The sequence below is a fragment of the Pseudomonas rhodesiae genome (assembly GCF_013285305.1).
GTDB lineage: Bacteria > Pseudomonadota > Gammaproteobacteria > Pseudomonadales > Pseudomonadaceae > Aquipseudomonas > Aquipseudomonas rhodesiae.
Genome location: NZ_CP054205.1, coordinates 1404677 through 1419652 on the forward strand (window position 1 = coordinate 1404677; position 14976 = coordinate 1419652).

10 protein-coding genes and 1 pseudogene are annotated in these 14976 nt (G+C 61.1%); 7 read left to right on the forward strand and 4 right to left on the reverse strand.

Annotated elements, in window-relative coordinates; all coding sequences use genetic code 11:
• Window positions 1-10 precede the first annotated feature (10 nt).
• Both HRH33_RS06285 and HRH33_RS06290 read right to left on the reverse strand, forming a co-directional pair.
• Complete coding sequence (locus HRH33_RS06285; RefSeq protein ID WP_034096080.1) at window positions 11-2428, reverse strand: glucose/quinate/shikimate family membrane-bound PQQ-dependent dehydrogenase; 2418 nt, start codon at window positions 2426-2428, stop codon at window positions 11-13.
• A 741-nt stretch (window positions 2429-3169) separates the two neighbouring features.
• The gene (locus HRH33_RS06290) at window positions 3170-5188 is read right to left on the reverse strand and encodes a TonB-dependent receptor (RefSeq protein WP_167416370.1); all 2019 of its coding nucleotides are present in this window, start codon (window positions 5186-5188) and stop codon (window positions 3170-3172) included.
• A 150-nt stretch (window positions 5189-5338) separates the two neighbouring features.
• Here HRH33_RS06290 and HRH33_RS06295 point away from each other — a divergent pair, with 150 nt between their 5' ends.
• Together HRH33_RS06295 and HRH33_RS06300 are read left to right on the forward strand one after the other, a co-directional pair.
• Complete coding sequence (locus tag HRH33_RS06295; RefSeq protein WP_034096082.1) at window positions 5339-5572, forward strand: VF530 family protein; 234 nt, start codon at window positions 5339-5341, stop codon at window positions 5570-5572.
• A gap of 4 nt (window positions 5573-5576) precedes the next feature.
• On the forward strand, window positions 5577-6203 hold the full coding sequence (locus HRH33_RS06300; protein ID WP_167416371.1) for a Pr6Pr family membrane protein: 627 nt from the start codon (window positions 5577-5579) through the stop codon (window positions 6201-6203).
• Window positions 6204-6281: 78 nt separating this feature from the next.
• Here HRH33_RS06300 and HRH33_RS06305 read toward each other — a convergent pair whose 3' ends face one another.
• Entirely contained in the window at window positions 6282-7049 is a 768-nt protein-coding gene (locus tag HRH33_RS06305; protein WP_167416372.1) for a siderophore-interacting protein, read from the reverse strand.
• Window positions 7046-7594 carry a PadR family transcriptional regulator gene (locus tag HRH33_RS06310; protein WP_034096085.1) on the reverse strand — a complete coding sequence of 183 codons (549 nt, stop codon included), beginning with the start codon at window positions 7592-7594 and terminating at the stop codon, window positions 7046-7048. Before HRH33_RS06310 ends, HRH33_RS06305 begins: the two co-directional genes overlap by 4 nt.
• Window positions 7595-8117: 523 nt before the next feature.
• On the opposite strand from HRH33_RS06310, the gene HRH33_RS06315 reads away from it, so the two are divergent.
• From HRH33_RS06315 to HRH33_RS06335, 5 genes and pseudogenes are all read left to right on the forward strand, one after another.
• Window positions 8118-8609 (forward strand): CS1 type fimbrial major subunit, encoded by a 492-nt coding sequence (locus tag HRH33_RS06315; RefSeq protein ID WP_034096086.1) that lies wholly within the window; start codon window positions 8118-8120, stop codon window positions 8607-8609.
• A gap of 115 nt (window positions 8610-8724) precedes the next feature.
• Window positions 8725-11250: pseudogene (locus tag HRH33_RS06320) on the forward strand (CS1-pili formation C-terminal domain-containing protein).
• On the forward strand, window positions 11228-12508 hold the full coding sequence (locus HRH33_RS06325) for a hypothetical protein (RefSeq protein WP_243269770.1): 1281 nt from the start codon (window positions 11228-11230) through the stop codon (window positions 12506-12508). Before HRH33_RS06320 ends, HRH33_RS06325 begins: the two are co-directional and overlap by 23 nt.
• Window positions 12505-13740, forward strand: a complete 1236-nt coding sequence (locus tag HRH33_RS06330) for a hypothetical protein (protein WP_167416374.1) — start codon at window positions 12505-12507, stop codon at window positions 13738-13740. The genes HRH33_RS06325 and HRH33_RS06330 overlap by 4 nt, the downstream gene beginning before the upstream one ends.
• Window positions 13737-14966: a hypothetical protein gene (locus HRH33_RS06335; RefSeq protein WP_167416375.1), complete on the forward strand. Its 1230-nt coding sequence runs from the start codon at window positions 13737-13739 to the stop codon at window positions 14964-14966. The genes HRH33_RS06330 and HRH33_RS06335 overlap by 4 nt, the downstream gene beginning before the upstream one ends.
• Window positions 14967-14976: the final 10 nt, after the last annotated feature.

Genomic DNA, 14976 nt, shown 5'->3' on the forward strand with positions numbered 1-14976 from the left:
CCGGTAACGCTTATTCCGGCAGTTTGAACGCCATCACATAGTCACCCTGCTTGGTGCCCAGGGAGCCGTGACCGCCGGCCATGACCAGCACGTATTGCTTGCCGTCCTTGCCGGTGTAGGTCATCGGGGTGGTCTGGGCGCCAGCTGGCAGGCGGCCTTCCCACAGTTGCTTGCCGTTTTTCACGTCATAGGCGCGCAGGTATTGGTCGAGGGTGCCGCTGAGGAACGCCACACCACCGGCCGTGGTGAAGGTGCCGCCCAGGCTCGGTACGCCCATGGTCAGAGGCACTGGAACCGGCGAGCTGTCACGCACGGTGCCGTTTTTGTGCATCCAGATGGTCTTGTGGGTGGTCAGGTCGACCGCCGCCACGTAACCCCACGCCGGCGCCTGGCAGGGCAAGCCCATCGGCGACAGCAAGGCTTCAAGGATCACACCGTACGGTGCGCCTTTGTTCGGCTGCACGCCTTCGGTTTCGCTGACGCGCGGGCCTTGCTTGGCGATGTCGGCGGCCGGGATCAGTTTGGATTTGAACGCCATGTAGCTCGGGTTCACGAAGGCGATCTGACGTACTGGGTCGACGGAAATGCCACCCCAGTCGAACACACCGAAGTTACCTGGGTACACGATCGAACCCTGCAACGACGGCGGGGTGAACGGACCGTCATAGCGCATGGATTTGAAATCGATACGGCACAGCATCTGGTCGAACGGCGTCACACCCCACATGTCACGCTCTTTGAGCGGTGGTGGCATGAAGTTCAGTTCGGACTTCGGCTGAGTAGGGGAGGTACGGTCGCCCGCGACTGCGCCCTGAGGCACGGCCACTTCGTGGATCGGCACCACCGGCTGGCCGGTTGTACGGTCCAGCACGTAGATGCTGCCCTGTTTGGTCGACGCCATCACCGCCTGCTTCACGCCGGCTTCGGTCTTGATGTCGATCAGCGAAGGCTGGCCGCCAACGTCCATGTCCCACAGGTCATGGTGGGTGAACTGGAAGGTCCACTTCACATGGCCGGTGTCGATGTCCAGGGCGGTCAGGCCCGCGGCGTACTTCTCGGATTCATCGGTACGGTCGCCGCCGTACTGGTCGGGCATCTGGTTGCCCATCGGCAGGTAGAGCATGCCGAGTTTTTCATCCACGGCGAACATGGACCACATGTTCGGCGAGTTACGGGTGTAGGTCTTGCCCTCGGCCAACGGGGTGGTGTCGTCCGGGTTGCCGCTGTCCCAGTTCCACACCAGCTTGCCGGTGTGCACGTCGAACGCACGGATTACACCGCTTGGCTCGTCGACGGAAACGTTGTCGGTCACATGACCACCGATCACCACCAGGTTTTTGGTCACGGCCGGTGGCGAGGTGGAGTAGTAACCGCCTGGGGCGAAGCTACCGATATTGGCGCGCAGGTCGACTTGGCCTTTGTCGCCGAAGTCTTCGCACATCTTGCCGGTGTCGGCGTTCAGGGCGATCAGGCGGGTGTCGGCGGTCGGCACGAAGATGCGTTTCGGGCAGGCATTCGGCGCGGCGGCCGGGCTGGCGCTGCCGGTTGGGCTCTGCTCGGAGGCGTAGACGGCGTCGTCGTGATACGACACGCCACGGCATGTCATGTGCGCCCAGCCCTTGAAGTTCTCGGCGCCCTGGCTGCTGATCTTCGGATCGAAGCGCCAGATTTCCTTACCAGTGTCCGGGTCCAGAGCGATGACCTGGCTGTGCGGCGTGCACACGTAGAGCATGCCGTTGACTTTCAGCGGGGTGTTTTCCGCGGTGGTCTCGCCCGGATCGTTAGGGCCAGGGATGTCGCCGGTGCGATAGGTCCACGCCGGCACCAGTTTGTGCGCGTTCTCCGGGGTGATCTGCGCCAGCGGCGAATAGCGATCACCAAAGGCCGAACGGCCGTAGGAATTCCAGTCGCCATCGGCCTGGGCCGGCGCAACGCTGGCCATGCCCGGTACAGCGTCACGGTCCAGTTCGCCGGTCTTGACCATTTCACCGGGGTTGGTGAATTGGCTGGCCAGGGCGGTCGCACCGGCCAGCACCACGGCCACGCTCAGCGCGCCGGTGCCCAGTGGCGCAGGTTGACCACGCAGCAACGGGCGACGAACCCACGGCAGCAACATGACGATGCCCAGGGCGAACAGCAGCGCCAGACGCGGCACCAGTTGCCACCAATCCAGGCCGACTTCCCACAGTGCCCACACGGTGCTGGCGAACAGCACCAGTGCGTACAGGCCCAGTGCCGCGCGGCGGGTAGCCAGCAGCAGAATGCCGGTGAGGGTGATACCGATACCGGCCAGCAGGTAGTACAGCGACCCGCCGAGCGTGGTCAGCTTGATACCGCCGGCCAGCAGGGCCAGGCCCATGATCAGCAGCAAGACGCCGAGCAGCCTGGGCAGCAGGCGGCTTGGGCTCGAAGCACCATCAGTGCTCATAGTGTGTTTCTCCGTGACGTTGGAATAATTGTGTAACCCCGTGCTTCACTCACTGTAGATGACGATTCGGCGCGGGCTTGGTTCAGCGTTATTTCGGTTTTTGTGGGGGATAGTGGGGGTTATCCACCGGCGGGCGATTGAACCCCAGGCGCAGGTCGAGATAAGACAGCGCTGTCTTGGGTATGGGAGATATTCGGCAAGATGGGATCGACCGCAGGCGTGAAACGTTTCAGTTTGTTGCGGCAAGGATAAAGAGATGACGCGCCGAGAGAAAGCGCAAATCGCAAGATGCATCATTTCCGATTTGGTAACAGTGACAGAACGTCGCTGCATGCACGGTGGTTTCAGCCTTGAATTGAGTGGCGAGCGAACTGCCCCGCGCGGGGCAAGCCCGCTCACCACACCGTTGTGGGTCAGCCTGAGATCTATGTAGATGCCGATGGCCATCGGGGGCAAGCCCCCTCCCACAGCGTGCAACGCGGGTATCTATATTTCTTTGCTGAAAAGAAGCGGCTCTTTTGTGGTGAGAGAGCTTGCCTCGCGCGGGGCAAGCCCGCTCACCACACCGTTGTGGGTCAGCCTGAGATCTATGTAGATGCCGATGGCCATTGGGGGCAAGCCCACTCCCACAGCGTGCAACGCGGGTATCTATATTTCTTTGCTGAAAAGAAGCGGCTCTTTTGTGGTGAGCGGGCTTGCCCCGCGCGGGGCCGGCGCCTTCACCACAAGAACCTCGGCTTTTTAAAAGGTCGTACGAATGCCCACCTGCACGCTGCGTCCCGGCGCCGGGGCGATGTCGCGCAGGATCGAGCTGGCGTAGCGCACGGTCTGGTTGGTGAGGTTTTCACCGTTCACAAAGGCCAGCCATTGGCTACCGCCGACGTTGAAGCGGTAGCCGGCACTGGCGCCCAGGGTGGTGTAGCCATTGGTGCCGCTTTCGTTATCCGGTACGCGGCCCTGGCCGGCGGCATGCTCCACGTCGATGCGCGCCTGCCAGCGGTCCAGTTCCCACAGCAGGCCGCTGTTCAAGCGCAATGGCGCAATGCGCGGCAAGGCTTCGCCGGTATCCAGGTTGGTGGCGCGGGTGTAATCGCCTGACAGTTCCAGCGCAAATTTCCCGTAGGCACCTTCTCCAAGTTTCCAGTGGTCCTGGGCTTCGAAACCGGCGAATCGCGCACGCACACCGGAATATTCGTACTCAGGGATGCCGGCCGGGTCTTCTTCACCTTCGTCGTTGAGCGTACGACCGGTGCCCAACAAACCGATGTAATTGGAGAAGTGGCTGTAGAACACACCGAAGCTGCCCTTGTGGGTGCCATTGTCGAAACGCAGCGCCAGGTCGCTGGATACGGCTTTTTCTTTGTTCAGATTGGCGTCGCCCAACTCGAATGTGCCGGTAGCGACGTGGGCGCCGTTGGCGTACAGCTCATAAAAGGTCGGTGCCCGCTCGGTGTAGCCCAGGGTTGCGGCCAGGGACCAGATCGGCGTCAGCGTATACACCGCACCCGACGACAGGCTGCCGGCGGTGAAGTTATTGCTTTGGTCAGCCCCGGCGAAACGCGCGTTGCCCTTGGCGTCCGGGTCGACTTGGGTGTACTCCAGGCGCCCGCCAAGGCTGAGCTTGAGGCGTTCGGTGGCTTGCAGTTCTTCGAGGATAAACAGTGCGCCGGCGGTGGTGTCGGTCTGCGGCACGAAGGCTTCTTCACCCAGGGCCGAGAACTCGTTGCGCGTCACCTGGGCACCGACCACGCCATCCAGGGGGCCGATCGGCTGATGCCGCGCCTCCACCCGTGCTTCGTAGCCTTTGTTCTTGAACACCGTGCCGGTTTCGCCGCCTTCGATTTCGCGGTGTTCGTAATCGGTGTAGCCCGCGTCGAGTTTTATCGAGGTAAATGGCCCCTGCAGGTTGCGGATCTGCGACGCGAACGCGTAGTGATCCTGCTGCATGCGAATTCGCACGTCCTGTTCAGCGGGCGAGCCGTAGTTGCTGTCGTAGTTGCTGTAGGACAGCCCGGCGTAACCGTCGTCCCAGGTGTAGGAGCCGCCCACTGCGCCGCCGTCCTGACGCCCGTCGCTGTTACCCAGGCGCCCGTTTTTGCCGGGGCCGTCGTCGCTGTCCGGAGCGTGGCGGCTGCGTGCGCTACCGGGGATTTTCAGGTCATTGAACGACCGCGCGCTGGCGTCCAGATGCAGGGCGAACGTGCCGTTGCCGGCCTCCAGTTTGCCGGCGCTGCTGCGGGTGGTGTCCGCGCCGCCGTAGCGCAGCTCGCCGGCACCGTGGATGCCTTCGATGGCCTCGGTGGGGATGCGGTTATCGAAGGTATTGACCACGCCGCCGATGGCGCTGCCGCCGTACAACAGCGCGGCGGGGCCCCGCACGATCTCGATGCGCTCCACATTGACCGGGTCCAGCGGCACTGCATGGTCGTAAGACAGCGACGACGCATCCAGCGCGCCCACGCCATTGCGCAGCAGGCGAATGCGGTCGCCGTCCTGGCCGCGAATAATCGGTCGGCTGGCGCCCGGGCCGAAGTAGGACGAGGACACCCCCGGCTGTTTGTTCAGGGTTTCACCGAGGCTGCCTTTTTGCTGCAAGGTCAGTTCATCGCCCTCCAGCACGGCGGTGGGCGAGGCCAGTTGTTCACTGCCCAGCGGATTGCCGGTAACGACTTGGGTCGGCAGTTCCAGAGCGTGGGTTTCGGTGCAGATCAACAGAGCGGCGGCCAGTGGAGTCAAGCGCCAGAGGGAGGGGAGGGACATCGGACATTCCTTGGAAAAACGGCGAAAAGATTTGAAAGTTATAGTTACAATATAACATCTCTTTTCCGCTGGGAACGGGAACTTTTTTACCTGGTCTGACGGGGTGATAAGGTGTGCACCTTTCTGACCCCCTTTTTTCATAGGCCTGGCATGACCGCGACAAGCAACGACCCGCTCCACGGCGTCACCCTGCAACACATCCTCACTACGCTGGTGGAACATTACGAATGGCAAGGCCTGGCCGAGCGCATTGATATCCGCTGCTTCAAGAGCGACCCGAGTATCAAGTCGAGCCTGACCTTCCTGCGCAAAACCCCGTGGGCGCGGGAAAAAGTCGAAGGGTTGTACGTGAAGCTGATGCGCACCAAACGACCGTTGGATTGATCCCATGAAGCGGTATGTGGCAGCAGCGGCACTGGCCGGTTGGGTGGGCCTGGCGATTCAGCAGTACCTGATTTTCTATTCGCGCTGGGAGTCCGGCGCCAGCCTGATGGGCGGGCTGATCAACTTTTTCAGTTTCTTCACCGTGTTGACCAACACCCTGGCGGCGGTGGTGCTCAGTTATGCCCTGGTCAGACGCCCGTCGGCGGCGCAGCGGTTTTTTCTCGCGCCGGCGGTGAGCAGCGGCATCGCGGTGAGCATTGTGGTGGTGGGCGTGGCTTACAACCTGTTGCTGCGACATTTGTGGCAGCCCGAAGGTTTTCAATTCATTGCCGACGAATTGCTGCACGACGTCATGCCCGTGCTGTTTGCGCTGTACTGGTGGCGTTGCGTGCCCAAGGGGCAGTTGCGTTTAACCCATATCGGCCTGTGGGTGATTTACCCGCTGGTGTACTTCGGCTACGCGCTATTGCGGGGGGATTTGCTCGGGCAGTATCAGTACCCGTTCATCGATGTGAGCACGCTGGGTTATCCACAGGTGTTCGTGAATGCCGGCGGCATTCTGGCGGGTTTTGTGCTGATTGCGTTGTTGGTGGTGGGGATGGACAAGTCTTTGCGAGCGCCATCGCGCTGATGCGGGCATGTCAGTCGGCTCATCGTCGGCTGACATGCTGCTATCAGGAGTGGGTCTTCATCCTGCTGGAGCGATGAGTTATGCCTCTTCGCTGCCGTCAGCGCGCCAGTAGCCAACGGCCTTGAGGTACTCCTCGTTTACCCGATGCGTATCGAGCAACACCCGGCGCACCCGCCGCGCCAATTGGGTCTCGGTCGCCACAAAACAGTACAGCGAGCCCTGGGGCAATGTCAGGTTTTGCACGGCTTCCAGCAGGTCATCCTGACCGCGCAGCACCCAGATCACCTCGACATCGGCGTCGCTGTGCAGCGTCTGGCGTTCCGCCGCATCGGCGATTTCGATCACGGCCAATACCTTGCGCCCGGCGGGCAGTTCTTCCAGACGTCGGCCGATGGCCGGCAGCGCGGTTTCGTCGCCGATCAACAGGTAGCTGTCGAACATGTCCGGCACGACCATCGAACCCCGTGGCCCGCCGATGTGCAGGTGCTGGCCGGGCGTAGCCTGTGCGGCCCAAGTGGAGGCGGGGCCATCGCCGTGCAGCACGAAGTCGATGTCCAGTTCGCCGCGTTGCGCGTCATAACGGCGCGGGGTGTAGTCGCGCATGGCCGGTTGCGGGCCGTCGCCCTTGATGTTGAACGTCGGGCTGTCCAGCGCGGCCTGTTCGGCCGCGTTGCGTGGGAACAGCAGTTTGATGTGGTCGTCGCTGCCCAGGCTGATAAAGCCCGCCAGTTCCGGCCCGCCCAAGGTGATGCGGCGCATGCGTGGAGTGATGTCGACCACGCGCAGCACGTCGAGGCGGCGGCGTTTGATCTCGTGGGTGACGCGGTGGATACCTGGCTTATTCATTGAGCTTTCCCGTCAGCGATGGCTTGGGCGGTGCCGTTGAGCAGCGCGGCGACCCGCACGATTTCTTCCGGGCTCCAGCGCCCGTGGTGCGAATGCAAGGCATGGCGCAGGTTATGCACCGCCTCGTGGATTTCCGGCGGGCGGTCGTGGCCGCGCAACGAGCGTTTGCTGACGTCCATGCGCAAACGAATGCCATCGAGGGCAACCGCCTGTTCGCTCAAGAAGAGACGACCGGCGTCGGTGATGGTGTAGCGTTTTTTCCCCCCTTCGCTGTCGCCGGCGATCAACTCGCTTTCTTCCAGGAACGTCAGCGTGGGGTAGATCACCCCAGGGCTGGGGGTGTAGGCGCCGTCGAACAAGGTTTCGATGCGGCGGATCAAATCGTAGCCGTGGCACGGCTGTTCGGCGATCAGCGCCGGCAGCAGCAATTTCAAATCCCCCGGCGCAAACACCCGTGGGCCGCGCCCGCCGCGTTCGCGGCCGGGGCGTTTGTCGAAGCCGTCGCGGCTGTCACCGTGGTCTCGGTGGTGATGAGGGTCTCTCATGGTCATGCTCTCCTGTCTCATTTAGATACAACGTAAGATATATCTTATGAGTCATGCAAAAACCTCTGACGAACGGTATCGGCGCGCGCAAGCCCTTGCGAGCTGGGCTGCACTGGGTCTGCAACGGCGGCTGATCGGCTGTTTTACTCAGCAAATAAGTAGCGTTTTCAAGTGTCTGATACTAACTTGTTAGTTGGAGTTATTACTCTAAATCAGATAATAATCAGGCCCTGTACGGCATGTAGTATTCGTCTTACAGTCGAGTTGTTAATGTAAGTAGTACGCTGCATTAAGTGATGTAATAAGCGGCTTACAGTTAATATCCATGATATTGAATATCAAGGTTTTCTTCTGTCTTGTCGTGTCGTGATTAACTACTGCTTTAAACGAAAGTACTGGCTTCGCGAAAAGGCGTTTCGAGGGACTATTTACGTGCGTCGCAGGACTCGGTTTTTTCGAGTTGTGCCACGCACGAAACTGAGTTTTTCAACTAACGCTCTTAATGCGATAACAGGTACTCAAAATGCTTAAAAAAACCGCTTTCGTACTGCCACTGATTGCCCTGGCTTTCGGTTCGTCCAGTGTGTTCGCTGTCGGTGAAGCGTCCAGCGTCATCAACATCAAAGCCTCGATCCCGACTAAACAGTTCCACGTTCAGCCGCGTGACCCGAACTTTGGTCGTGACGAAGTCATGAACTACAACACCGTGTCCGGTGAGCTGAGTTCCTTGCGCGCCACTTACGACGTGAAAAACACCGAAGGCTCCATCAAAGCCTACATCGAAGGTGGTCCTGCTTCGTTGAGCAACGGCACCGACGCCATCGCTCTGACCAACACCTTCAACGGTGTGGTGCTGACCGGCTCGCCGCTGGAAGTGGTCGATGACGCCAGCTCCACGCCGGGTACTCAGGCTGATCTGGTGATTGCCGCGGCCAAGCCGGCTGACGGTGTTTCCGGGCTCTTCACCACCAACTACACCATCGTGTTCGATCACGAGCCTCGCGTCACTCAGTGAGGCAGGCCCGCTGATCAATAAGCGTCGGCTTATTGGGTAGTGATACCGATCGGCAGGCAGTCATGTCGGTTGATCGGTTCCCTTATTGCAGTTCGAAAATCAGAGTATTCCGTTCATGTTCCCGATGACTCCCATCGCGGCAGCGCTCGCCCTGTTGTTTTGTGCGGGCGCGTTGGCGGCAGATCCCGCCAACGGCACCACACCCCGTAGTTTGCTCTCCCAGGCCAAGGGTTTGCCGGCAGACTTTGAAGAGCATTTTTTTGATGTGCCTCTGGCGGTCAGGGTTGAACTCGATCAGGAGTTTGTTTCTGAAGCGATGGTGGTGCTATCGCGGGATGACCGCCTGACCTTGCTCGAATTCACCGACCACGACGGCAGCGTGATCAAGGACGACGAGCGCGATCGCTGGGCCGACTATCTGAAACAAGGCGTGAAACTGGGAAGCTGCGAAAGTAACTGCCCGGAGAAACTCCTGGCGGTGCACTACAACCTGGAAGGTTCCAAGGTTTCCCTGCTGACCGAGGACGCCGAACGTGACGCCGACGAAGAGCGCTACTACTTCCTGCCCACCGGCGGCAGCACCGGCCTGATCGTACGTAACCAATTGAACCTCAGTGGCGGCGAAGGCCAGGACCTGGGCGGGCGCTTCGGCCTGGATGCCAGCAGCAGCCTGGGCCTGTGGAGCCAGACCCTGAACATGCAGTTGTCGCGGCTGGGCGGGCCGGATGACCAGGACCTCAACCACGCCGTTTATTCGCTCTACACCCAGCGCGAGCTGCAAGGCAATTTCCTGCGTTTGGGCTATTTCACCCCCAACTCCGAAGGTTTGACCCGCCAACTGCGCTCCTTCGGCGCGAGCCCGGACACCGCCATCGGGGTGATGTACGGCAGCTCCGACAGCCTGATGATCAACAACCCCAAGCCTGCCGTGTATCCGATTTACGTCACCGCCAGCCGCCAGGCATCGGTGGAGATTTACCGCAATGGCCTGCTGATCAACACCCAGGCCGTCGGCAGCGGTTTGCAGAGTCTGGACACCCGTGCCTTGCCGGGCGGCATTTATGAAGTGGAAGTGCGCCTGATCGAAGACGGCCAGATCACCAGCACCACACAAGAGTTGGTCTACAAACCCAACAACTGGCGCAACCTCGACGAGCGCTGGCGCTACAACCTGTTTGCGGGCCGGGAAAGCAAACTGCTGAGCAACTACGAAGAGCAGACCAGCGGCGATCCAACCGCCGGGGTCTCGCTGAATTACCTGGCACACCCGCGCGTGGTGCTGGGCGTGTCCGGGCGCCAGGTCAAGGACAACATGCAGTACGGCACCTCCATCGATTGGACCCTGGCCAACTACGCCAGCCTGTATGCCAACCTGTACCAGACCGAAAAATACGGCACCGGCGCCGACTTCAACGCCCTCTACAACTACGGTGCCGGCACGGTGGTGTTCAACTACACCCGTAGCTGGCTCGACACCCGCAACACCTACGAAACCCTGCCCGACGGCACGCGCATCCGCCAGCGCGATGTGTTCGTCGGCCAGACCAGCAACGCATCGCTGTCCCTCAACCACCGGCTCAGCAACCTGCGTTCGATCAATGGCCGCGTGTCTTAGAGCCAAGGCAATACCGATGGTTTGGGCTTGGACCTGGGCTGGACCGAACGCACCCACCTGTTCGGCAACGACGCCAACTGGCGGTTGTCGGTGTTCGACCGGCCGGCGACCGCCAGCACCGGTGACCGGCGCAACCGCGGTGTCGACCTGAGTGTCAGCCTGGCCCTCGGTGCGCCGGGCGAGCAATGGTCCGCCAGCATCGGCACCCGTACCGCCCGTGACGGCACTCGCGACAACAACGCCTCGCTGACCTACCGCAAAGACCTCAAGGATCACGTCCTGCAAAGCGTGTCGGCGACCGCGATCACCGACACTTACGGCGTCGGTCTGTCCGGCATGGCCAGTTTCCAGAACGATGTGGTTACCGGTGACGGCTTCGTCCAGCGTTCTTCGTTCAACAACGAACTGTCCGGCGGCCTGAACCTGGACAGCACCTTCGCCATGGGGCAGCGGGAAATGGTGCTCACCAGCCAGTACCACGGGTCCGGTTCCGGCTTGATCGTGGACGTGGAAACCGACGTGGATGACATCGCCCTGCGCGCCGATGACATGAGCGGCGGCAGCACGGCGTTGCGGCCGGGGCGTAACTTCATTCCGGTGGCGGCCTACAAAGGCAGCTCGGTCAGCTTCGACTTCGAAGGCAACCATGGGCCGTCGGCCTCGATCCAGCCGCAACGGACGCGCTACCACCTGAACAAGGGCGGGGTGGATTACCGCAAGATCAGCGTGATGCAGACCGTCACCGTGCTCGGGCGCCTGGTCGACCCTCAGGGCAAGCCGCTCAAGGGCCTGCATGTGATCAACCACGCCACCCGTGGCGTCAGCGAAGTCGACGGCTTCTTCTCGCTTGAGATGAACGCCAGCTCGCCCACCCTCGAAGTGCGGCGCAACAACCAGTTGCTCTGCCAGTTCCGACTCGATCCTTCCAAGGCCCGTGAGGAAAGCAACGTGCTGATGATCGGCGACTTGCGCTGCACCGCGGATACGTTAGCGGAGGCCTTCAATGGCAGTGGCAAAGCGGGTTAACGGTGTGATTTTGTGCAGAGCAGGGCTCAAACGCATCCAGCGTGTGGCGATCGCATTGGTGCTGGGGGTTCCAACGCCCTTGTCTTTCGCGGGCGTACTGGATGTGACGGCAGTGTTCAAACCCGACCCGGCGAACCCTATGGTGAACAAGTTCGTCAACACCTCACCGAACTTGGGGCATTGTCTGTGGCAACCGGCGTTTTGTGAAACATGGGGCTTGGCCAGTTTGCTATCGCCCTTGAGCTTCAGTGCCAATGGGCCCATCGCCGCCGACAATGAAATGCGCCAAGGCGCCATGTTCAGAGTGCCCTCGCAGTTTCGCTCTGTGCAGGTCACGCATGTCAGGACCGGCGAGCAGCAAACGCTGGACATGCGTATTGGTGGCTTGGGTGGATGGCATGAGCTGGGCGGCAATGTCTCGCAAATGACCGGGACTGGGGGCGCTGCTGGGCATAACTTGATGTGGCGCGGCGGCTGGTGGGCCAGGGATGCTCTGCCGTGCAGGCAAACCAGCGGAACTCAAACAGTCACTTCGACGGGCTCATCGTATTTTTGGCGAATCCCGGAAGGAGATGGAACCTGTGTCAAACAGGCGTTGTTCCGGGTGCCGAACTTGCGCTACACGTCGCTGTACCTGGGTTATGAGCTGCGCACGCCGAATCCGCTGAGCATGTCCTCGGGCGATTACGTGGGCAGCCTGACCTATACCGTGGGGCCGGGGATGGATTTCGATATGGGCGACGTCATGATGCCCAACGATAACGTCCTTACCTTCAACTTTACGCTGAGTGTGGAGCACGACCTCAAGGTCGAAGTCCCACCCGGCGGCAACCGCATCGAACTGGTGCCCCAAGGCGGCTGGCAAGCCTGGCTGAATCAGGGGCGCAAACCGGCGCGGCTGTTCCGTGACCAGACCTTCAATATCTCCGCGTCTTCGCGTTTCAAGATGCAGTTGGAGTGCGAGCGCGTGATGGGCAATACCTGCGCCTTGCGCAACGCCGACGGCCATCAAGTGCCATTGGATATCAGCGTCAGCCTGCCCTATGGCCTGAACCGCCCCGATGGTTCGGCGGTGAACCGTCAGCCCTTGCTGCTCAGCGGCGCGGGCACCGAGCTGTTCCAGCCTGGCTACTACGTCAATCGCCGCCCCGGCACCCTGCATTTCGAGGTCGCCAAAGAGCATGCCGACAGCATGCTGGCTCAGGGCGGTAGCACTTACTCGGGGCAAGCCACCGTTATTTGGGATTCGGATCTATGAATCGCGCATCACCGTTGAACCTTGCCGTCTTGGTCGGACTGTTGAGCCTAGGAGGGACGGGGACAGCCCAGGCCATATCCGAGAACATCACCGCGCTGTTCAAACCGGACCCTACCAACCCCATGGTCAACAAGTTCCAGAACACCACGCCGATCAGTTCTATCTGTCAGTCGCATATCCCGACGCAGTGTCAGGCCCTGAATCTGTTCAGCCTTCGCATCCCCGGTTTTGACGCGTTGTCCAACGGCCCGATCCTGGCCAATCACGCCGATGAGCGACAGGGGTTCATGGTGCAGGTGCCGTCGCATTGGCGGAACGTGTTGGTGACGCATACCAAGACCGGAGAAACCGAAACAGTGCAAATGCGCATTGCCGGTTTTGGTGGTCTTTGGCAGGTGCCGCGTCCGCCTGGGGTTTCTGCTTGGGCGCAACCTGGGGTTGGTTGGACACAACAATGGGCAAGGGCGCCGAGCCCATGTATTTCAACCGGTCATTTGAAGGCTGGTTTGCAAACCGCTACCTATTTTTGGATGGTGCCGGAAGGCGCTGGGGTCTGCAGTCGTAAGCCCTCCCAAGAATTGGCCTATATGCGTATCTACCAGATGGAGTACGCCTATGAGCTACGGACCCCCAACCCCTTGGGGATGTCCAGTGGCGAATACACGGGCAGCCTGACCTACACAATGGGGCCTGGTGGTGATTACGATTTCGGCGATGTGCTGATTCCCACGGATAACCAACTGACCTTCAGTATTTTCCTGGAGGTCCAGCACGACCTCAAGGTCGAGGTCCCACCCGGCGGCAACCGCATCGAACTGGTGCCCCAAGGCGGCTGGCAAACCTGGCTGAATCAGGGGCGCAAACCGGCGCGGTTGTTCCGCGACCAGACCTTCAATATCTCCGCGTCTTCGCGTTTCAAGATGCAGTTGGAATGCGAGCGCGTGATGGGCAACACCTGCGCCTTGCGCAACGCCGACGGCCATCAAGTGCCATTGGATATCAGCGTCAGTCTGCCCTATGGCCTGAACCGCCCCGATGGTTCGGCCGTGAACCGTCAGCCCTTGCTGCTCAGCGGCGCGGGTACCGAGCTGTTCCAGCCTGGCTACTACGTCAATCGCCGCCCCGGCACCCTGCATTTCGAGGTCGCCAAAGAGCATGCCGACAGCATGCTGGCTCAGGGCGGCAGCACTTATTCGGGACAAGCCACTGTTATTTGGGATTCGGATTTATGAGCAGAACATCACGATTGGCGCGTGTCGCGCTGGCCGGCCTGTTGGGCGTTGGCGCTACCGGCACGGCACAGGCGCTGTCCCAGGACATCACCGCCGAATTTGTCCCCGACCCGGCGAACCCGACCAAGAACGAGTTTCGCAACACCACGCCGGTCACTGGCGTGTGCGCCTGGCATATGCCTAACCGCTGCCAGCAGATGGGGATTTTTACCATTCGCACCAATAATTTTGCCGCCAACGCCAACGCGCCTATCGAGGCCCTTCACGAGGATCCGCGCCAAGGCGCAATGTGGAAAGTGCCGTCCGAGTGGCGGGATGTACAGGTGACCCATGCCCGTACCGGCGAAACCGAAACCGTGCAGGTGCGCATTGCCGGGATCGGGCACCGTTGGGATGTGCGCCCCAACACCAGTGCCTGGGCGCGGCCTGGGTATTCCTGGCAAGGGCAGTGGTCAACTGCGCCGAGCCCTTGCCAGAGCACCGGGTTTCTCACCGGCAACAACACCCTGGCTCTGTTCTTCTGGCTGGTGCCGGAGGGAGCGGGGGTGTGCAGCCGATTCCCCGGCACCACGATTACGCGGTTCTGGTACAGCACCTTCGAGTTCGCCTATGCGCTGCGAACCCCGAACCCGTTGGGTATGTCGTCAGGGCAATACGTTGGCAACATCACCTACACCATGGGGCCGCATCAGGACTTCGATTTCGGCGACGTGGTGATCCCCAGCGACAACCAGTTGACCCTCAATTTCAGTCTGGATGTGCTGCACACCTTGCAGGTCGAAGTGCCCCCCGGCGGCAACCGCATCGAACTGGTGCCCCAGGGCGGCTGGCAAGCCTGGCTGAATCAGGGGCGTAAACCTGCGCGGCTGTTCCGTGACCAGACCTTCAATATCTCCGCGTCTTCGCGTTTCAAGATGCAGTTGGAATGCGAGCGCGTGATGGGCGACACCTGCGCCTTGCGTAACGCCGACGGCCATCAAGTGCCGCTGGATATCAGCGTCAGCCTGCCCTATGGCCTGAACCGCCCCGATGGTTCGGCGGTGAACCGCCAGCCCCTGTTGCTCAGCGGCGCGGGTACCCAACTGTTCCAGCCTGGGCACTACGTGAATCGCCGGCCCGGCACCCTGCATTTCGAGGTTGGCCGAGAGCACACCGACAACATGCTGAGCCAGGGCGGCAGCACCTATTCGGGGATGGCCACGGTGATCTGGGATTCGGACCTGTAAACGACGTCAC

Bases quoted from the DNA above. Each gene is read 5' to 3' on its own strand.
- HRH33_RS06285 (WP_034096080.1), bottom strand. From the start codon at position 2,428: ATGAGCACTGATGGTGCTTCGAGCCCAAGCCGCCTGCTGCCCAGGCTG.
- HRH33_RS06290 (WP_167416370.1), bottom strand. From the start codon at position 5,188: ATGTCCCTCCCCTCCCTCTGGCGCTTGACTCCACTGGCCGCCGCTCTG.
- HRH33_RS06295 (WP_034096082.1), top strand. From the start codon at position 5,339: ATGACCGCGACAAGCAACGACCCGCTCCACGGCGTCACCCTGCAACAC.
- HRH33_RS06300 (WP_167416371.1), top strand. From the start codon at position 5,577: ATGAAGCGGTATGTGGCAGCAGCGGCACTGGCCGGTTGGGTGGGCCTG.
- HRH33_RS06305 (WP_167416372.1), bottom strand. From the start codon at position 7,049: ATGAATAAGCCAGGTATCCACCGCGTCACCCACGAGATCAAACGCCGC.
- HRH33_RS06310 (WP_034096085.1), bottom strand. From the start codon at position 7,594: ATGAGAGACCCTCATCACCACCGAGACCACGGTGACAGCCGCGACGGC.
- HRH33_RS06315 (WP_034096086.1), top strand. From the start codon at position 8,118: ATGCTTAAAAAAACCGCTTTCGTACTGCCACTGATTGCCCTGGCTTTC.
- HRH33_RS06325 (WP_243269770.1), top strand. From the start codon at position 11,228: ATGGCAGTGGCAAAGCGGGTTAACGGTGTGATTTTGTGCAGAGCAGGG.
- HRH33_RS06330 (WP_167416374.1), top strand. From the start codon at position 12,505: ATGAATCGCGCATCACCGTTGAACCTTGCCGTCTTGGTCGGACTGTTG.
- HRH33_RS06335 (WP_167416375.1), top strand. From the start codon at position 13,737: ATGAGCAGAACATCACGATTGGCGCGTGTCGCGCTGGCCGGCCTGTTG.